An 18,497-nucleotide genomic window follows, 5' to 3' on the forward strand; every position below is an offset into this window, starting at 1 on the left:
CGTAACGAGTCCTGCCGACCGTAACCTCGCGCACGTGCGACATCTGCTCGCGGCGACCGCGCTCGCCCTCAGCACGGTCATCGCGGCGCCCGCACAGGCCGCACCCACCGTGGAACCCGCTGGCGCACAAGCCTTCGCGAACGGACCGGCGCAGGCGTACCTGCTGGCCGATCTGGATACCGGCGCGGTTCTGGCCGCCAAGGATCCAGGCGGCTCCTACGCCCCGGCCAGCACCATCAAGGTCCTGCTGGCGATGGTGGTACTCGACAATCTTCGACCCGACAACTTCGCCCGTGCCAACGCGTCCCATACCAAGGTTGAATGTTCTTGTGTCGGACTGAAACCGGGGCAGCCCTACACGGTGACGCAGTTGCTCAGCGCGCTGCTCATGGTGTCGGGCAACGACTCTGCGAACATGCTGGCCGATATGTTGGGCGGCCAGCGGGCGGCGGTCGCCGCGATGAACCGCAAGGCCGCCGGCGTCGGCGCACGCGGCACCAAGGCATCGTCGCCGTCCGGGCTGGACGGCCCCGGCTGGGAGTCGATCACCACCCCGCACGATCTGGCCGTCATCTTCCGCGCCGCGCTGCGGTATCCGCTGATCGCACAGATCATGCGGGCCCAGTCCGCACCCTTCCCCGGCAAGACCCTGTCCAACCAGAACGAACTGCTGACGCGGTACCCCGGCGATCTGGGCGGGAAGACGGGTTTCACCAACCGGGCCCGCAAAACGTACGTCGGGGCCGCGCAACGCGGGAACCGCCGCCTCGTTGTGGTACAGATGTACGGAACCGGTGACCTGTACGACCAGGCGATCAGCCTTTTGGACTGGGGATTCAGCCAACCCTGAGGGGGAGCTCCCCACAACCGCCCCCGAACAAGTAAGGTCACCCTAATTTGAGCGCCGGACACCCGTCCATGCGCGTGACCAAGGGGGCAACGTGTCCGGCCAGGCTGATCTCTCACTCATCGTCGCCTTCGGCACCGATATGGGGAACTCCGAAGATGCCGCGATGACGTTCGCCGAGGCCGTCGCGGCCATCGGCATCGAGGTCGAAGCGGTGGAACTGAACCAGGTCGAGGTCTCCGAGCTGCAGAAGACCACCCACTTCATCACGGTGGTATCCACCTTCGGCGAGGGCGAGTTCCCCGATTCGGCGACCCTGTTCTGGGAGGCGATCAGCGCCGACACCGAACGCCTCGAGCACCTCAGCTTCGCGGTCCTGGCCCTCGGCGACAGCTCGTATGAGTTGTTCTGCAATGCCGGCCGGCTACTCGATGAGCGTCTGGAGGAACTGGGCGCCAAGCGGATGACCGATCGGGTGGACGTCGACGGCTTCTATGAGGACCCGGCCAAGGCGTGGACCGCCGAACTGGTCAAGCAGCTGACCGCCGAGCAGGGCGAGGGAGGAACCGCGGAGGACTCGGCGGCCCCGGTCCCCGAACGCGCCGAACCCCGCGAACGCAACGTTGCTGCCGTCGCGCGCCTGGCGGTCAACCGGTGGCTCAATTCGACCGACTCCGACAAAGAGGTCCGGCACTTCGAAGTGGACCTCACCGGCACCGGGATCGCCTATCACGCAGGCGATTCCATCGCGGTGCACGCCACCAACGATCCTGCACTGGTCGAGGCGCTGCTGTCCGGACTCGGGGTCGGCGCCGATTACGCGGTCAGTGGCCATGACCAACCACTGGGCGCGTTGCTCACCGAACATTTCGAGATCCGCACACCGTCACGCGCGCTGCTGAGCCTGGCCGCATCGCGCACCGCCGATGAGGAGGTCGCCGAGACCCTGCGGTCCGGGGACACCCATGGCGGCACCGAGGGCTCCTGGCTGTACGGCAAGGACGTGCTGGACATCATCGCCTTGGCCGACCTCGACGTCGACGAGGTCATCGACACGCTGCGCCCGCTGCAGTTCCGCGACTACTCGATCGCCTCCAGCCCACTGGTGCACCCCGACAGCGTGCATCTGACCGTGGCCAGCGTGCGCTACGACGTGCAGGGGCGCAGGCACGGCGGTGTCGCGTCGACCTACCTGGCCGACCGCTGCGAGAAACTACTGGTGCACCTGCGGCCCAACAACCACTTCCGGCTGCCCGCCGGCGATGTGCCGATCATCATGATCGGCCCCGGCACGGGTATCGCACCGTTCCGCGCGTTCCTGCAGGAGCGCGCGGCCAGTGCGGCGACAGGGCGGTCGTGGCTGTTCTTCGGAGACCGCCGCCGCGCGACCGACTACCTGTACGGCGAGGAACTGGACGAATTCGTCTCGTCCGGGGTGCTGACCCGCCTGGACCTGGCTTTCTCGCGCGATCAGGACGCCAAGGTGTATGTGCAGCAACGCATTCAGGAGAACGCCGAGGAGTTCTACAGCTGGCTGCGCGACGGTGCGCACGTCTACGTGTGCGGAGACGCAGACCGGATGGCCAAGGACGTGGACGCCGCGTTGCACGACGTCATCGCCCGGGTCGGCGGCATGGATGCCGCGGCTGCACACGCCTACGTCAACGACATGATCAAGAGCCACCGCTACGTGCGCGACGTGTACTGAGCTACTTCCAGACCCGGCCGCGCAGAATCACCAGGTCGGGGTCACCCACCCCGACTTCGCGCGGGTCCTCGGCGAAGCACAGCAGGTCCGCCGACGCACCGTGTTCCAGCGCCGGGCGACCCAGCCAGGCCCGGGCATCCCAGCTCGCCGCGCCGAGCGCCTCGGTCGGACTCATCCCGACACCCTTGAGAGCCTCGATCTCATCGCCGATGCGACCGTGGGCGACCATCCCGCCCGCGTCGGTGCCCGCGTAGATCGGCACCCCGGCCTCATGGGCGGCACCGACGCGCTGTGTGCAGGAGGCGTACAGATCACGCATGTGCCTGGCGTAGGTCGGGTACTTGCCGGCCGCCTCGGCGATACCCGGAAAGTTGTCGATGTTGATCAGCGTGGGCACCAGTGCGGTGCCGTGCGCCAGCATCAGTTCGATGGTGTCGTCGGTGATCCCGGTGCCGTGCTCGATGCAGTCGATGCCGGCGTTGATCAGCCCGGGCAGCGCGTCCTCGCCGAACACGTGCGCGGTGACGCGCGCACCGTTGGCGTGCGCGGCCGCGATGGCCTCGACCAGCACCTCATCGGACCACAGCGGCGCCAGGTCGCCCACTCCCCTGTCGATCCAGTCGCCGACGAGCTTCACCCAGCCGTCGCCCCAGCGCGCCTGTTCGGCGACGTAGGCCGGCAGCTGTGTTTCGTCCTCGATATCGATCGGCAGGCCCGGCATATAGCGCTTGGGCCGGGCCAGGTGCCTGCCGGCGCGGATGATGCGGGGCAGGTCGTCGCGGTCATCGAGGCTGCGGGTGTCGACCGGGGAGCCGGCGTCGCGCAGCAGCAGAGCACCGGCGTCACGTTCGGTTTCGGCCTGGCCGATCGCCTCGTCGAAACTGGTCGCTCCGTCGGGCCCGAGCCCCACGTGGCAGTGCGCGTCGACCAGGCCCGGGATGATCCAGCCGCCGTCAAAGACGGTGTCGGCGTTGGCGATCGGCTCGGCAGACAGCGTGCCCTGCTCGATCCACCACTGCACCTCCTCGCCATCGGGTAGGCCCCGGCCGCGAAGATGCAGTGCCGCCATTCCTAGTTCTGTCCCGGGAACTTCAGCTTGGACAGATCGATATTGGCCAGGCCGGGCGGCAGCTCGTCGAGGCCCTTGGGCATCCCGGTCAGATCCGGGAACCCGGCGGGCAGACCTGCGCCCATCGGATTCTTCGGCGGCGTCGGCCCCCGGCCCTTCTTCTTACCGGCCTGCTTGTTCTTGCCCTTGCCGGCCTTGCGCGGGGAGCTCTTGCGCCCGAACGGCATTCCCATCTGGCCTGCCATCTGGGACATCATCTTTCGGGCCTCGAAAAAGCGGTCGACAAGCTGATTGACCTCGCCCACCGAGACACCGGAACCGTTGGCGATGCGCAACCGGCGGGAACCATTGATGATCTTCGGGTCGGCCCGCTCGGCGGGCGTCATGCCACGGATGATGGCCTGCACGCGATCGAGTTGACTGTCGTCGACGGCGGCCAGTGCGTCCTTCATCTGCCCGGCGCCAGGCAGCATGCCCAGCAGGTTCCCGATCGGGCCCATCTTGCGGATGGCCAGCATCTGCTCGAGGAAATCCTCCAGGGTCAGCTCGCCGGAGCCGATCTTGGCGGCGGCCGCCTCCGCCTGCTCGGCGTCGAAGTGCTGTTCGGCCTGTTCGATGAGCGACAGCACATCGCCCATGCCGAGGATGCGACCGGCCATCCGGTCGGGGTGGAAGACGTCGAAGTCTTCGAGCTTCTCGCCGCTGGAGGCGAAAAGGATCGGCACGCCGGTGATCTCGCGCACCGACAGCGCGGCACCACCGCGGGCGTCACCGTCGAGCTTGGTGAGCACGACGCCGGTGAAGCCGACCCCGGAGCCGAAGGCCTCGGCGGTGGTGACGGCGTCCTGGCCGATCATGGCGTCGAGCACGAAGAGCGTCTCGTCGGGCTTGACGGCGTCGCGGATGGCCGCGGCCTGGCTCATCAGCTCCTCGTCGATACCGAGGCGGCCCGCGGTGTCGACGATGACGACGTCGTAGTGCTTGGACTTGGCCTCGGCCAGCCCCGCGGTGGCCACCGAGACCGGGTCGCCGCTGGTCATCTGGTCGATGGTCACGCCGTCGGGTGAGACCCCGGGGTGTGGTGCGAACACCGCGACACCGGCGCGCTCGCCGACGATCTGCAGCTGGCGCACCGCGCCGGGGCGCTGCAGGTCACAGGCCACCAGCAGCGGGGTGTGTCCCTGCGCCTTGAGCCAGCGCGCCAGCTTGCCTGCCAGCGTCGTCTTACCGGAACCCTGCAGACCGGCGAGCATGATCACCGTCGGTGGGTTCCTGGCGAAGGCCAGTTGTCGGGTCTCCCCGCCGAGGATGCCGACGAGTTCCTCGTTGACGATCTTGACGACCTGCTGGGCCGGGTTGAGCGCGGCAGAGACCTCGGCGCCCTTGGAACGTTCCTTGATGCGGTTGACGAACGCGCGCACCACGGGCAGCGAGACGTCGGCTTCCAGCAGGGCGAGCCGGATCTCCCGCGCGGTGGCGTCGATATCGGCGTCGGTCAGCCGACCCCGGGCGCGCAGGCCCTGCAGTGCACCGGTCAACCGGTCAGAGAGCGATTCAAACACCCGATAAGCCTAACGGTCGGAGTTCTGGCCCGAAGCGGCCCGCTGACGCTAATCTGTCAACGCACGATGACAGATTTGGCCGGAGGCCCCCATGACAGCGATCGACGTCCCCCTCCCCGAGGTGCGCAGCGACCTCGACGAGCCGATGAGTGTGACGCACATCAGCCAGTGCACGCTGTGCGAGGCACACTGCGGTATCCACGTCACCGTCACCGATGACCAGGTCAGCCGCATCACCGGCAACCCCGACGACGTGTTCTCCAAGGGCTACATCTGTCCCAAGGCCACCGCGATGGGCGGCCTGCACCACGATCCGGACCGGCTGCGCACCCCGATGCGACGCGTCGGGGACTCCTTCGAACCGGTGAGTTGGGCCGAGGCCTTCACCGAGATCGGCACCCGACTGCGGCGTGTCCGCCGCAGGCACGGCTTGCGCGCGCTCGGCATGTACCTGGGCAACCCGGCTGCGCACAGTTCCGGGGCCATGTACGGACTCGCATTGCGCATCGCGCTGCTCACCCCGAACTTCTACTCCGCGTCGTCCATCGACCAGATGCCGCACGAGTACGCCGCGTGGCGGGTGTTCGGGTCCAACGTCCTGGTGCCGATCACCGATATCGACCGCACCCAGCGGCTGGTCATCCTGGGGGCGAACCCGGCGGTGTCCAACGGTTCGCTGTCGATCATGCCGGGCGCCAAACGACGCATCAAGGCGGTCCGGGACCGTGGCGGAAAGGTCGTGGTCATCGACCCTCGCCGCACCGAGACCTCCCGGCTCGCCGACCAGCACGTCGCGGTACGCCCGGGCGGCGACATCTACTTGCTGATGGGCATGCTGCATGTGCTCATCAACGAGAACCTCTGCGACACGGCGTCCCTCGACAAGGTGGCGACCGGACAGCGGGAACTCGCCGACCTGGTGGCCCATGCCACCCCGGAGGCCATGGCCGCCCGCGCGGGAGTCGATGCCGACGAGATACGGACGCTGGCCCGCGAGCACGCCGCCGCCGAGTCGGCGGCGATCTACGCCCGCATCGGCATCTGCCAGCAGGAGACCGGCACGCTGGTGAGCTGGCTGGTCATGGTGATCAACACGGTCACCGGAAACCTGGACCGGCCGGGCGGCACGATGTTCTCCACCCCGATCGTCGACGTACCGCGGCTGGCCAAGTTCATCCCGGTCGGGCACGGCCTGTGGACCGACCGCTCCGGCCGGTACAAGGCGTTCCGCGCCGAACTGCCCGCGGTGGCGATGGCCGACGAGATCCTCACCGAGGGCCCGGGACAGATCCGGGCGATGATCACCTACGCGGGCAACCCGGTGTCCTCGATCCCGCAGAAAGGCCGGCTCGCCGAGGGCCTGGCACAGCTGGATCTGTATGTGGCAGTGGACATGTACATCACCGAGACCACCCGGCACGCCGATTTCATCCTGCCACCGGTATCCCCACTGGAACGCGAGGACGTCGGCCTGCTCACCACCGTCTTCAGCGTACGCAACAACATTCGCTATCAGCACCGCAGTTTCGAGCCGGCGATCGGCGCCCTGGAGGACTGGGAGATCCTGAGCCGGTTGACCTTTGAACTGCTCCCGGCCCCGCTGCGCCAGTTCGCCGCACCGTTGCGGGAGAAGTTCATCGCGTTCGCCAACCCACTGCGGGTCACCGCCGCCGCACTGGCCACCGGCCCGTACGGGAGACTGCGGCGCGGCCGCAAGGGCATCACCATGAAGGCGCTGCGCCACAGTGCCGGCGGGATCGATCTGGGCCCGCTGCAGCCCCGGCTGGGCAAGGTGCTGGCCACCTCGGATCGCCGGGTGCACCTGGCGCCGGAGGAGTTCATCGCCGACGCCGCGGCCCGACTGGCCACCCCGGGCGAGGAGCCCGATGCCGGTCGGCTGCAGCTGATCGGCCGACGGAACCTGCGCAGCAACAACTCCTGGCTACACAACGTGCCGTCGATGACGGGCGGACACAACACCTGCACGGTGCTGATGCATCCCGAAGACGCGGTCGCGCGCGGCCTGGCCCAGGGCGACACCGTGCGCGTCACCTCGGAGATCGGGCACATCGACATCCCGCTGGACATCAGCGACGAGATGCGGGTGGGCACCGTCGCCGTGCCGCACGGGTGGGGCCACCGCGACACCGGATGGCAGCACGCGAACACCCTCGGCGGCGCCAACGTCAACGATCTGCACGACCCCGATCAGGTGGACACCTTCACCGGCACGGCGGCAGTGAACAACACCTGGGTCACCGTGACCGCGCCCTGAGTCAACTGGCTTCGGACACCTTGCGCGCAGGGGCGGGCAACATCGCGTACAGATCGCGTTCCAGGTCGGCACGGGCCTCGGCGATCTTGACGGCGTCCCCACCGGCGGCCAGCGCGGGCACCGTGATGCTGAAGACGTCGATCACCACCGACCCCAGCGTGGTGACCTTCGCCCAGTTGATGTCCAGGCCGTCGCGTTCGATGACGGCGGTCAGGCGGGACAGCAGACCGGGCCGGTCGGTCGCGCGGACCTGAACGAAGAACTCACCGGGAGCGCCGCCGTCGGTCCACAGGATGCGCGGCGGGGCGATGGTGTGGGTGACCGGCACCGAGGCCGGGGTCTCCCCCGCCCGGTGCGGAGCGGCGGCCGCGCTTTCCAGGTCCCGGCGCTCAAGAGTCTCGATGACGTCGAGCTGACCGTCCAGGGCGAGGATGAACTGCTGGCGCAGCAGTTCGGCGGCCGGTGGCGTCCCGAAATGCGGTGAGACCGCGAAGGTGTTGATGGCCACCCCGTCGCGGCTGTTGACCGAAGCCGAGTGCACCCGAAGGGCATTGAGCGCCAGCACACCCGCGGCCTTGGACAGCAGACCGCGGCGATCCGGCGCGATCATCGTGACGTTGTGGATGTGCGGGCCTTCGCCGGCCACCATCTCGACGTGAACCACCCCGTCGGCGGCCAACTCCAGGTAGCGGGGGTCGACGGGATCCGGTGTGGGCAAAGGTTCCCCGGCCATCACCAACCGGCACCGGCGCACCAGATCGCCGATGAGCGAGGATTTCCAATCCCCCCAGACCCCGGGCCCGGTGGCCAGCGAGTCCGCCTCGGCCAGCACGTGTAGCAGTTCCAGCAGCTGGTAGTCGCCGCCGAGCGCATCAACCACGGTCTCGATGGTCTTGGGGTCCTGCAGATCTCGGCGGGTGGCGGTATCGGGTAACAGCAGGTGGTAGCGCACGATCTTGGACAGCACCTCGACATCGGAGGGCCACAGGCCCAGCCGGGTGCCGATCTGGGCGGCGAGTTCGGCGCCGATGACGCTGTGATCGCCGCCGCGCCCCTTGCCGATATCGTGCACCAGCGCACCGAGCACCAGCAGGTCGGGCCGAGACACCCGGGTGGTGAATGCACTTGCCCGGGAGACGGTTTCGACCAGATGGCGGTCGACGGTCCAGATGTGCACGACATCGCGCGGCGGCAGGTCGCGCACCGCTCCCCACTCGGGGAACAACCGGCCCCACAGCCCGGTGCGGTCCAGCGCCTCCACGGTGTTCACCGCCGCCGGCCCCGCCGACAGCAGCACCAGCAGGTCCTTGAGCGCCTCGCGCGGCCACGGGGTGCGCAGTTCGGGTGCGGCGCCGGCCAACCGGCTCAGTGTGGACGCGGCGATCGGCAGCGCAGTGGTGGCCGAGGCGGCAGCCACCCGCAGGATCAGGCCCGGATCGCGTTCGGGTTTCGCGTCACGAGCCAGGATCACCTCCCCGTTGAACTCGATGACGCCCTCGTCCAGAGGTCTGCGGGCAGGGCGGCGCAATGCGGCGAATCCGCGGCGCGGCAGGGCATTCCCCGCGGTGCGGATGCCGGCGTCGACGTAGTAGCTGATGGTCCGGGCCGCATCGGAGATGGTGCGGGCCAGATCGAAGCGGTCCCCGATGCGCAGTGCCGCGCCGATCTCGTCTGCGTACTGGGCCAGCACCTGTTCGCGGCCCCGTCTGGAGACGCGGTGCAGTTCGGTGCGGACGTTGAGCAGCGACAGGTGTGCCTCACCGAGGGTGCCGGTGGGTGAGGCCAGCAGCCGGCTCGGGTAGACGTCCGCGAGTTGGGCGATGGCCAGGCCGTTGAGCAGCTGCACGTCTCGCAGGCCGCCGCGGCCGTTCTTGAGGTCGGGTTCGGCACGGTGCGCGATCTGCCCGCTGCGCTCCCAGCGTGCCTGGGTGTGCGCGACGAGTTCCTCGTAGCGCGAGGCGATTCCGATCCGCCACTGGCGGCGTGCGCCACCGGTCAGCAGCGCGGACAGTTCGGCGTCCCCGGCGATGTGGCGGGCATCGAGCATGGCCATGCCGGCGGAGATGTCCTCTCCGGCCACTTTCAGCGCCTCGGGCACGGTGCGCACGCTGTGGTCGATGTGGATGTTGGCATCCCACAGCGGGTACCAGAGCAGTTCGGCGACCCTGCTGACGGCCTCGGCCGGCATGTTGTCGTGCAGCAGCATGAGATCCAGGTCGGAGTACGGCAGCAGCTCACCGCGACCCAGGCCACCGGTGGCGACGATGGCGAACCCGCTGGTGGCGGTGATCCCGATCTCGGCTGCCTTGGTGGACAACCAGAATTCGTTGAGATCCAGCAGCGCGTCGCGGAGTGCGGCCGAATCCAGTTGCTTGCCACCGACGTCGAGCAGTTGCTTTGATGCCTTGGCCAGATCGGTGGCCGGACGCGGCGATCCCGCTGCCGGAGCTTCCCATCGGGAAGCGCCGGCAGCGGGATCTGGTGTCTGATCAGTCATTTCGGTCCTCCCCCGGCCCTACATTCGAACGGTCACATATTTGGCCGGGAAACGACCCTTGAGCTGACTAGAGCGCGTCGACTCCCCGCTCACCGGTGCGCACGCGCACGACGGTCTCCACGGGGCTCACCCACACCTTGCCGTCACCGATCTTTCCGGTGCGGGCCGCCTGCACGATGACGTCCACCACCTTGTCCACGGCGGAGTCGTCGACGACGACCTCGACACGGACCTTCGGCACGAAGTCCACCGAGTATTCGGCGCCCCGGTAGACCTCGGTGTGCCCCTTCTGGCGCCCGTAGCCCTGCACCTCGCTGACGGTCATTCCGAGGATGCCCGTCTGCTCCAGGCCCGTCTTGACGTCTTCGAGAGTGAACGGTTTGACGATCGCAGTGATCAGTTTCATTTAGTCGATTCCTTCCAGGACTCAGTCAATTGTTCCCGATCATGCGAGTTCATAAGCGGTTTCTGCGTGCTCGGTCTCATCGATACCGGTGTCTTCGTCTTCCTTGCTGACTCGCCAGCCTAGTGGCTTGACGACAAAGGCGATGATGGTCGTGAGCACGGCGGTGAACAGCAGTGCCACCCCGGCGATCACGATCTGGACGACCAGCTGCTTGTAGTCGCCGCCGACGAACAGGCCGGCGTCGGTGGCGAAGAAGCCCAGCGCGACGGTGCCCCACAGGCCGGCAACGAGGTGCACGCCGACGACGTCGAGCGAATCGTCGTAGCCGAACTTGTACTTCAGGCCGATTGCCAAGGCCGACAACACACCCGCGATCGCACCGACGACCAGCGACCAGATCGGGGTCAGGTTGCCGCAGGCCGGGGTGATGGCGACCAGACCGGCGACCACACCGGAGGCGGCACCCACGCTGGTGGCGTGGCCGTCACGCAGACGCTCCACGATCAGCCAGCCGAGCATCGCGGCGGCGGTGGCGGCGGTGGTGTTGACCCAGACCAGACCGGCGAGCATGTCGGCGCCACCCTCGGAGCCGACGTTGAAGCCGAACCAGCCGAACCACAGGATCGCGGCACCGAGCATCACGAACGGGATGTTGTGCGGACGGAAAGCGGTCTTGCCGAATCCGACCCGCTTGCCCAGCAGCAGCGCGAGAACAAGTGCGGCCATACCGGCGTTGATGTGAACGACTGTGCCACCGGCGAAGTCGATGGGTGCGACGTTGGCCGCACCTTCCTCGTCGACACCGAACAGCTTGGCCGCCAGGCCCTGGTCGCTGGCCGAGAGCAGGCCACCGCCCCAGACCATGTGCGACAGCGGGAAGTACACAATGGTGACCCAGAGGCCGCCGAAGACCAGCCAGGTGCCGAACTTCATGCGCTCGGCGACCGCGCCGCTGATCAGCGCGACGGTGATGACGGCGAAGGTCAGCTGGAAGGCGACCCACACGATGGCCGGAACGGTGCCGAAACCGCCGTAGACGAAGGTCTCGACGCCGTCGATCTCGCGGACCTCGGCGAGCTGGTTCACACCGAACAACGCGAACGGGCTGTCGAAGAACAGGCCGGGCTGCTCACCGGTGTGTCCTGCGGAGAAGGACATCGAGTAGCCCCACAGCACGTAGATGACGCTGACCAGGCCCAGCGAGCCGAACGACATCATCATCATGTTCAGGACGGACTTCTGCCGTGACAGACCACCGTAGAAGAACGCGAGGCCGGGCGTCATGAACAACACCAGGGCTGCCGAGATGAGGACCCAGGCGGTGTTACCGGTGTCCAATCCATCCGGGCCGAACGGCAGGAAACTATCGTCCGGCAAAGCCGTGACGACGTCGCTTAAGGCAAAGACCACTTTGTGTGAACCTCCTCGGGATTTCGCCGATGAATCGGCCTCCCGAAGAGACTCTTTTGCGCGCGTTTCATCCGTGGTTCACAGATGTTTCGCATGCGTGAACGGATTGGCCTTGTCTGTTACACCTGTGTTTCTGCGTTGCCAAACGGCTATCCGAGGAGGGCGTCGACGAACGCGGCGGGTTCGAACGGCGCCAGATCGTCGGGTCCTTCGCCGAGCCCGACCAGCTTCACCGGGACACCGAGCTCCTGCTGAATGCGGAAAACGATGCCGCCCTTGGCAGTGCCGTCGAGCTTGGTGAGCACCACTCCGGTGATGGCAACAACCTCGGCGAACACCTTGGCCTGCGGCAGGCTGTTCTGCCCGATGGTGGCGTCCAGGACGAGCAGCACCTCATCGACCTTGGCCCGCTTTTCCACGACACGTTTGACCTTGCCGAGCTCGTCCATCAGGCCGGTTTTGGTGTGCAGGCGTCCGGCGGTGTCGATGACGACCACGTCGGCGCCGTTCTGGATGCCCTTGTCGACGGCGTCGAAGGCGACCGAGGCGGGGTCGGCACCCTCGGGGCCACGCACCGTGTCGGCGCCGACGCGGGAACCCCAGCTCTGCAGCTGATCGGCGGCGGCGGCACGGAAGGTGTCCGCGGCGCCCAGCACGACGCGACGCCCGTCGGCGACCAGGACGCGGGCCAGCTTGCCGACGGTGGTGGTCTTGCCGGTGCCGTTGACGCCGACGACCAGCAGGACCGACGGCTTGTTTTCATGTGGCAGCGCACGGATGGAGCGGTCCAGGTCCGGGCGCAGTTCGGAGATCAGCACCTCTTTGAGCACCCCGCGCGCGTCGGCCTCGGTGCGCACGGAGGCGCTGGCCATCTTGGCGCGCAGCGCGGCGATGACGTTCTGGGTGACGACCGGTCCGAGGTCGGCGATCAGCAGGGTGTCCTCGATCTCCTCCCAGGACTCCTCGTCGAGGTCGCCGCCGCCGAGCAGGCCGAGGACGCCGCGGCCCAGGGTGCTCTGCGATTTGGCCAGGCGCCCGCGCAGGCGTTCCAGTCGGCCTTCGGCCGGAGCAATCGCCTCGATCTCGGGGGCTGCGGCCGGTTCCGGCTCGGGAGTGGGCTCCGGCTCGGGGGCCGGCTCGGGCTTGGGCGGCTCGGGAGTGGGCTCGGGGGTCGGCTCGGGCTTGGGCGGCTCGACGACGGGCGGCTCGGGCAGTTTGACTTCGGCGATGGTGCGCTTGGGGGCGTCGCGCGGCACGGCGGCGTCGTCGCCCACACCGGGCAGCCCGGTGGGGTCGACCTTCTCGGCCTCCGTGGTGGCCGGCCCGCTGAACGTGATGCCCGATGAGGCCTTATAGCCACCCGACTTGTCGATCTGGGTGGTGGTGTCCGGCGCGGACAGGGAGATCCGCCGCTTGCGGTAGCGCACCAGCCCGACGACCAGCGCGGTGACAAGCAGGACGGCTACGACCGCAATCGCGATCCATAAGGCATCTGACACCCGGCCATTGTCTCAGGCGACACTGGCTGCCATGTTCGAGCACCTGATCGCCGAAGGCGCGGCCGCCGACGTCACCGGCTGGGATTTCTCCTGGCTCGACGGTCGGGCCACCGAACAACGCCCGCCGTGGGGCTATGTCCGGCTGATGTCGTCGCGGCTGAGCCGGGTCGATGCCGCCTTGGACGTCCAGACCGGCGGCGGCGAGGTGTTCCACGAAGCGCTGACGGCTGCCGAGCCGCGCCCGACCGTGCTGGCGGCCACCGAGGCGTGGCCGCCGAACATCGCCGCGGCGGCACGGCTGCTGGACGGGGTGACCGTGTCGGCGGCTCCCGAGACCGAGCTGCCGTTCCCCGATGCGTCGTTCGAGCTGGTCACGAGCCGTCATCCCGCGACGATCGCGTGGGGTGAGATCGCCCGCGTGCTGCGGCCCGGCGGGTCCTACCTGGCTCAGCATGTCGGCCCGGCGAGCGCCTTCGAGTTGATCGAGTTCTTCACCGGACCGCAGCCCGAAGCGCGCCGGCGTCGCCGTCCCGAGGCCGAGGCCGCCGCGGCTGCTGCCGCCGGGCTGGATGTCGTCGACCTGCGGGTGGCCAGGACACGCATCGAGGTGTTCGACGTGGCCGCGGTGGTCTACCTGTTACGCAAGGTGATCTGGTGGGTGCCCGACTTCACCGTGGAGCGGTACCGCGACAGGTTGACCGAGCTGCACGCGCGCATCGAAACCGAGGGGCCCTTCATCGCGCATTCCACCCGGCATCTCATCGAGGCGAGGCGTCCGGATGTGGCAGTCTCGGGCTGGTGACCATCGGCCCCGGTTTCGATGACCGCATCCAGGTGCGCAAGCGGCGTCACATCGATGTCTGCCTGTCCGAGGTCGTCCAGTATCAGACCGTCACCACGGGCCTGGAGCGCTACCGGCTGCCCTATAACGCGCTGACCCAGACCAGCCTGGCCGGCATCGACCTGGGCACGGAGTTTCTGGGGGTGCCGTTGCGGGCGCCGGTGCTGATCGGTGCGATGACCGGCGGGTCGGAACTCTCGGGCACCATCAACCGCAATCTGGCCACCGCGGCGCAGGCGCTGGGTGTGGGCATGATGTTGGGTTCGCAGCGGGTGATGCTCGGCGAGGAATCGTTGCCCAGCTTCCAGGTGCGCGAGGTTGCACCGGATGTGTTGTTGGTGGGCAATATCGGACTGGCTCAACTGAACCGTGCAATGGTGCCAGAACTACGCCGCGCCCTGGTAGATGTGGGCGCCAATGCCCTTGCGGTGCATACCAATCCGTTGCAGGAGGCGGTGCAGTACCAGGGTGACACCGATTTCACCGGTTCTGTGGCCCGGCTGCGCGAGGTGGTCGAGACGGTCGGGTATCCGGTGCTGCTCAAGGAGGTCGGGCATGGGATCGGGGCGGCCGCGGCGACGTCGTTGATCGATGTCGGGGTGGCCGCGGTCGACGTGGCCGGTGCCGGCGGGACGTCGTGGGCGCGGGTGGAGCAGTTCGTGCGCTACGGCGGGATCAATGATCTGGGCCTGGCTGAGTGGGGCGTGCCGACGGCGCAGGCACTGGTCGAGGTGCGTTCGGTGCTACCGAGGGTGCCGCTGGTGGCCTCCGGCGGGATCCGCACCGGAATGGACGCGGCGAAGGCGATCGCGTTGGGTGCCGATGTGGTTGCGGTGGCGCATCCGCTGCTGGTGCCCGCCATCGAGTCGGCGGCGGCAGTGCAGGAGTGGTTGGAGCGCTTCATTTCTGAGCTGCGGGTCTGCCTGCACGGGTGCGGCACGCCTGATCTGACGGCGTTGCGCGCCGTGGGCGTCGACCCGGTGAGAGCACGCTAGAAGGGCGGGTCGCTGTTGCTCTCTGCGCGTTCGAGGGCGAGTTCGAGTTGGTTGCGTGCGCGTTCGGTGTTGATGCGTTGGGCGCGGCCTTGTGCGCGGGTGCGTTGTCGGACCGGCATCTTGGTGTCGCGGTCGGTGTCGTTGATGAGGCTGATCGCGCGTTTTCGGGGGATGGGCGTCTGGATGTTCCAGTGCGGGAACAGGATTGCCGCCCCGGGAGCTTTCTTGTAGGTATGCCCGGTGGGGGATGTCCATTGGATGCTGCCGTCGGGTTTCGCTGCCAGTTCCCAACCACCGAATGTCTTGACCAAATGGTGCAGGCGGCAGAGCGGCCCCAGGTTGCCCGGATGGGTGGCCCCGGCCGGCCACGGGATCAGATGATCCAAGTCGCAGCGGTGGGCGGCCCGGTTGCAGCCGGGGAAGCTGCAGGTCATGGCGCGCATGCGGACGAAGGCGGTTAGGGCTGTGGAGGGCCGGTATTGGCGTTCGGCGGGCAGGTCGGCGATCTCCGATAGCGGCTTGACGGTGGCGCCGCCGGCGACTAGTTCGGCGAGCATGGCGGCGGGGATGATGGCGCCGTCGAGCATCACCCCGGGGCTTGGGTTGCAAGCCGCAGGTTCGGGGCCAGCCGCGGGCGCGGCAGGCTCCGCGGGCTCGGTGCTGGCCGCAGGCGCGGCAGGCTCCGCGGGCTTGGTGCTGGCCGCGGGCTCGGTGCGGGCAGCCGGCGCCGCGGGCTCAGACTCCGCAGCCGGTGCCTGCGGCTCATGCTCCGGCGCAGCGGGCTCGGTCTCCGCAGTCTCAGTCGGTTCCGGCTCGGCCTCCGGGGTGCCCGCAGTACCCGGCGTGCTCTGCGGCGGGGTGTCCTCACCTGCGGCGGGCACCTGGTCGGTGAGCGCATAGATGGTGACCGCGCCCGCACGCGGGTCTTTCCCGCTGCCCGCACAGTTCACATCCCCGCATTCGCAGGCCAACCGTTCCAGGGCAGGGCCGACCGCACCCAGAGCGGCCAGGGCCGCGGCACGCAGTTCCCCACGGCGGCGGGGGTCGTTGGGGCAGACGGTGTCGGCCAGGGCGTCGAGCCGTTGTTCGAGGATCTTCTTGTCGGTGATCCGCAGCCTGCCCCAGAAGGAGGCCACCCCGTTGGGGTCGTCCTTGTCGTCGAACTCCACATAGAGGTCCTTGGCGGCCCGCCGGGACCGCACCACGGCGTCGGGGTCGAATTTCTCCACCCAGAGGTCGACCGCGCCGATCAGCTGTTTCTCCGAATGCGCCCCATACGCGCCCGCTTCGCCGGAAATCGCCGCATCGATCAGGGCGATCGCGTCCTCGTCGACGACCAGATGGGTGCGCCAGGTGATCGCATCGATCACCGTCGACGAGATCACCCCCTTGGCGAACAAGGCCGCGGTGCGGGGTAGCCGGTCACGCAGGGCTTGGGCGATGCGCATCTGCTTGGACGCCGCATAGGGATTGAGGTTGCAGGCCGCCGCGACCGCGGCCTGGGCCCACGCCCAGCCATCAATCACCTGATGAGCAACGGTGTCGTCCTCGTCATCGCACTGGCGGGCGACGACTTCGCCGATCAACGCCAGCCGCTGCGCGGCAGCCATCGACTCGATCTGGGTCATGGCCGTGACCGCCGAGATGAGCGCTTCATCGCTCAACTCCGCGAGTGCGCCCCGATCCAAGACTTCGAACATATGTGCGATTCTACCGGCCGGGTCCGACATCGGAAAGCGGTCTTTCGTCGCGCTGTGGATAACTGATTTGGTTGACTGCAAGGCAGCGGGCCGGCAGGTCAACGCCGCCGGGAACCTTCCCTCATGTTGGCTCGAGACGATCCAGGTTCAGAGCCAGAGGTAGAGCGCAGACAGCAGCGCCCACATCCCGAGGCAATACGCCTCGAACGCGGCCCGCAACGGAATCGGGGCGTGGCGCAGCTCCATGAAATCGAGGCCAACGAGGCGCACCTTGATCGCGGCGATGCCCAGGACCAGGACGGCGACCAGGGAGCCGGTGCCGTGTTCGGCGCCGACGGCCCAGGACACGATCGTCGCGGCGACCAAGAACAGCCAGCTGGCGCCGGCGCGGTTCTTCAGCAGATTGAGGACGGTCATCAGCTCACCAGGTAGAGCAGCGCGAACAGGAAGATCCACAGCAGATCGACCAGGTGCCAGAAGCAGGCGGCACCCTCCACGAGTGCGGTGCGGGTGTCGCTGAGTTCGGGCCGCCGGGTTTGGGTCAGAACGAAGGACAGCGCGCCGAGGCCGAGGCACACGTGGAACAGGTGCAGCCCGGTAAGGATGAAGTAGTACAGGTAGAAGTCGTTGGCGCCCGGGCCGTGCCCGGCGGTGCCCAGCGAGATGTACTCGTAGACCTTGAGTGCGATGAACAGCACGCCGAAGACCATCGCCGCGGCAGTGGCCCTGGTGGCGATCCGCCTTTGGCCCGCGCGCATTCCGTTGAGGGCGAGCACGACGCAGAGCGAACTGGTCAGCAGCACAAGGGTATTGATGACGCCGACACCGATGTGCAGGGTCGTGCGGGCGGCGTCGAAGATCTCGGGGGCTTTGGCGCGTTCGACGAGGAACGTCACGAAGAAGGCGCCGAAGACGAGCATGTCGCCGAACAGGAAAACCCAGGTGCCGCTTTCGCCGGGGATCCGCTTCTGGTGTGGCGGCGCTGCTGGCACTGTCACGCGGGCTGGAGCGCCTGTTGTTCGGCCTTGATCGACCTGAGCATCACCGCGGTGGTGGAGAACAGCCACACCACCAGGACGAGACCGGGGATGTAGAAGGCGAAGATTCCGTCCCAGGCCAGCGGTCCGTCGTTGAAGACGACCACGACGCAGCCCGGTAGCGACAGCGTCGCGACCCACAGGTTGAGGTAGCCGTACCAGCGCGGAAAGGTCGGCGGGTCGGTCTTGTCGATGAATGCCGCGGCCGCCAAGGTGAGGTTCTGGATGATGATGGTGCCGACAATGCCGATGAACCACAGCCAGAAGACGTCGTTGAGGGCCTGGGTGAGTTCGGCAGAGCGTTCCTCGGGGCGGTAGGCGGCGACGCCGAGGAAAAACTGCGGGAACAGCAGGGCTGGCACGAAGACGGTGGCGGCCATCAGTTGAGTCATCGAGAGCATGCCCCAGTGGCCCTCGACCCGGCGGATGCGCAGGATGATCGCGGCCAGGAATGGCAGGGCGAGGACCGCGCTGAGCAGCGCGCCCGAGACGCCGAACCGGATCCAGAGTTTGTGCTCGACGAAGAACTCGGCGATCTCGTCGGGTGAGGATGCTGGTGACAGCGGCGGGAAGAGTTGGGCGATACCGGAAAAGCTGGTGCCGTACAGGATGATCATGATGGTTCCGCACCAGGCGCCGATGCGTTGCAAG

At 67.8% G+C, this 18,497-nt stretch carries 15 protein-coding genes; 5 read left to right on the plus strand and 10 right to left on the minus strand.

The annotated features are described in order from the left end of the window. Positions 1 to 34 precede the first annotated feature (34 nt). On the plus strand, positions 35 to 850 hold the full coding sequence (locus EXE63_RS03665) for a D-alanyl-D-alanine carboxypeptidase family protein (protein ID WP_168140850.1): 816 nt from the start codon (positions 35 to 37) through the stop codon (positions 848 to 850). A gap of 91 nt (positions 851 to 941) precedes the next feature. Then, a complete protein-coding gene (locus tag EXE63_RS03670; protein WP_168140851.1) occupies positions 942 to 2,555 on the plus strand; it encodes a diflavin oxidoreductase in 1,614 nt (537 codons plus the stop codon). Position 2,556: 1 nt separating this feature from the next. Here the strand turns inward: EXE63_RS03670 and EXE63_RS03675 are convergent, their stop codons facing one another. Next, positions 2,557 to 3,624 carry an amidohydrolase family protein gene (locus tag EXE63_RS03675; RefSeq protein ID WP_168140852.1) on the minus strand — a complete coding sequence of 356 codons (1,068 nt, stop codon included), beginning with the start codon at positions 3,622 to 3,624 and terminating at the stop codon, positions 2,557 to 2,559. Between the two features lie 2 nt (positions 3,625 to 3,626). Further along, entirely contained in the window at positions 3,627 to 5,186 is a 1,560-nt protein-coding gene (gene ffh, locus EXE63_RS03680; RefSeq protein ID WP_168140853.1) for a signal recognition particle protein, read from the minus strand. Between the two features lie 91 nt (positions 5,187 to 5,277). On the opposite strand from ffh, the gene EXE63_RS03685 reads away from it, so the two are divergent. After that, positions 5,278 to 7,461 (plus strand): molybdopterin-dependent oxidoreductase, encoded by a 2,184-nt coding sequence (locus EXE63_RS03685; RefSeq protein WP_436277735.1) that lies wholly within the window; start codon positions 5,278 to 5,280, stop codon positions 7,459 to 7,461. A 1-nt stretch (position 7,462) separates the two neighbouring features. Here EXE63_RS03685 and EXE63_RS03690 read toward each other — a convergent pair whose 3' ends face one another. The 4 genes from EXE63_RS03690 to ftsY form a co-directional block, all read right to left on the minus strand. Then, on the minus strand, positions 7,463 to 9,958 hold the full coding sequence (locus EXE63_RS03690; protein WP_168140854.1) for a [protein-PII] uridylyltransferase: 2,496 nt from the start codon (positions 9,956 to 9,958) through the stop codon (positions 7,463 to 7,465). Positions 9,959 to 10,025: 67 nt separating this feature from the next. Next, positions 10,026 to 10,364 carry a P-II family nitrogen regulator gene (locus EXE63_RS03695; protein WP_019511304.1) on the minus strand — a complete coding sequence of 113 codons (339 nt, stop codon included), beginning with the start codon at positions 10,362 to 10,364 and terminating at the stop codon, positions 10,026 to 10,028. 39 nt (positions 10,365 to 10,403) lie between these two features. Beyond that, positions 10,404 to 11,648: an ammonium transporter gene (locus EXE63_RS03700; protein ID WP_234904684.1), complete on the minus strand. Its 1,245-nt coding sequence runs from the start codon at positions 11,646 to 11,648 to the stop codon at positions 10,404 to 10,406. A 275-nt stretch (positions 11,649 to 11,923) separates the two neighbouring features. Next, positions 11,924 to 13,273 (minus strand): signal recognition particle-docking protein FtsY, encoded by a 1,350-nt coding sequence (gene ftsY / locus EXE63_RS03705; RefSeq protein ID WP_168140856.1) that lies wholly within the window; start codon positions 13,271 to 13,273, stop codon positions 11,924 to 11,926. A 22-nt stretch (positions 13,274 to 13,295) separates the two neighbouring features. On the opposite strand from ftsY, the gene EXE63_RS03710 reads away from it, so the two are divergent. Both EXE63_RS03710 and fni read left to right on the plus strand, forming a co-directional pair. Continuing rightward, a complete protein-coding gene (locus tag EXE63_RS03710) occupies positions 13,296 to 14,075 on the plus strand; it encodes a methyltransferase domain-containing protein (protein WP_210000576.1) in 780 nt (259 codons plus the stop codon). Then, positions 14,072 to 15,109: a type 2 isopentenyl-diphosphate Delta-isomerase gene (fni, locus tag EXE63_RS03715; RefSeq protein WP_168140858.1), complete on the plus strand. Its 1,038-nt coding sequence runs from the start codon at positions 14,072 to 14,074 to the stop codon at positions 15,107 to 15,109. Before EXE63_RS03710 ends, fni begins: the two co-directional genes overlap by 4 nt. Here fni and EXE63_RS03720 read toward each other — a convergent pair. From EXE63_RS03720 to EXE63_RS03735, 4 genes are all read right to left on the minus strand, one after another. Beyond that, positions 15,106 to 16,809, minus strand: coding sequence for an HNH endonuclease signature motif containing protein (locus tag EXE63_RS03720; protein ID WP_168140859.1), 1,704 nt, complete (start codon positions 16,807 to 16,809; stop codon positions 15,106 to 15,108). The genes fni and EXE63_RS03720 overlap by 4 nt on opposite strands. A 147-nt stretch (positions 16,810 to 16,956) precedes the next feature. After that, the gene (locus EXE63_RS03725; RefSeq protein ID WP_168140860.1) at positions 16,957 to 17,226 is read right to left on the minus strand and encodes a cytochrome C oxidase subunit IV family protein; all 270 of its coding nucleotides are present in this window, start codon (positions 17,224 to 17,226) and stop codon (positions 16,957 to 16,959) included. After that, on the minus strand, positions 17,226 to 17,807 hold the full coding sequence (locus EXE63_RS03730; protein ID WP_168140861.1) for a cytochrome c oxidase subunit 3: 582 nt from the start codon (positions 17,805 to 17,807) through the stop codon (positions 17,226 to 17,228). The genes EXE63_RS03725 and EXE63_RS03730 overlap by 1 nt, the downstream gene beginning before the upstream one ends. Next, on the minus strand, positions 17,804 to 18,463 hold the full coding sequence (locus EXE63_RS03735) for a hypothetical protein (RefSeq protein ID WP_168145376.1): 660 nt from the start codon (positions 18,461 to 18,463) through the stop codon (positions 17,804 to 17,806). Before EXE63_RS03735 ends, EXE63_RS03730 begins: the two co-directional genes overlap by 4 nt. Between the last annotated feature and the right edge of the window lie 34 nt (positions 18,464 to 18,497).

It is taken from the genome of Mycolicibacterium frederiksbergense (assembly GCF_012223425.1).
Taxonomy (GTDB): domain Bacteria; phylum Actinomycetota; class Actinomycetes; order Mycobacteriales; family Mycobacteriaceae; genus Mycobacterium; species Mycobacterium frederiksbergense.

What these genes read in the sequence shown, in the direction of transcription:
- EXE63_RS03735 (WP_168145376.1), bottom strand. Translation starts at nt 18,463, where the DNA reads ATGATCATCCTGTACGGCACCAGCTTTTCCGGTATCGCCCAACTCTTC.
- EXE63_RS03685 (WP_436277735.1), top strand. Translation starts at nt 5,278, where the DNA reads ATGACAGCGATCGACGTCCCCCTCCCCGAGGTGCGCAGCGACCTCGAC.
- EXE63_RS03675 (WP_168140852.1), bottom strand. Translation starts at nt 3,624, where the DNA reads ATGGCGGCACTGCATCTTCGCGGCCGGGGCCTACCCGATGGCGAGGAG.
- EXE63_RS03720 (WP_168140859.1), bottom strand. Translation starts at nt 16,809, where the DNA reads ATGTTCGAAGTCTTGGATCGGGGCGCACTCGCGGAGTTGAGCGATGAA.
- EXE63_RS03690 (WP_168140854.1), bottom strand. Translation starts at nt 9,958, where the DNA reads ATGACTGATCAGACACCAGATCCCGCTGCCGGCGCTTCCCGATGGGAA.
- EXE63_RS03725 (WP_168140860.1), bottom strand. Translation starts at nt 17,226, where the DNA reads ATGACCGTCCTCAATCTGCTGAAGAACCGCGCCGGCGCCAGCTGGCTG.
- EXE63_RS03700 (WP_234904684.1), bottom strand. Translation starts at nt 11,648, where the DNA reads ATGACGCCCGGCCTCGCGTTCTTCTACGGTGGTCTGTCACGGCAGAAG.
- EXE63_RS03695 (WP_019511304.1), bottom strand. Translation starts at nt 10,364, where the DNA reads ATGAAACTGATCACTGCGATCGTCAAACCGTTCACTCTCGAAGACGTC.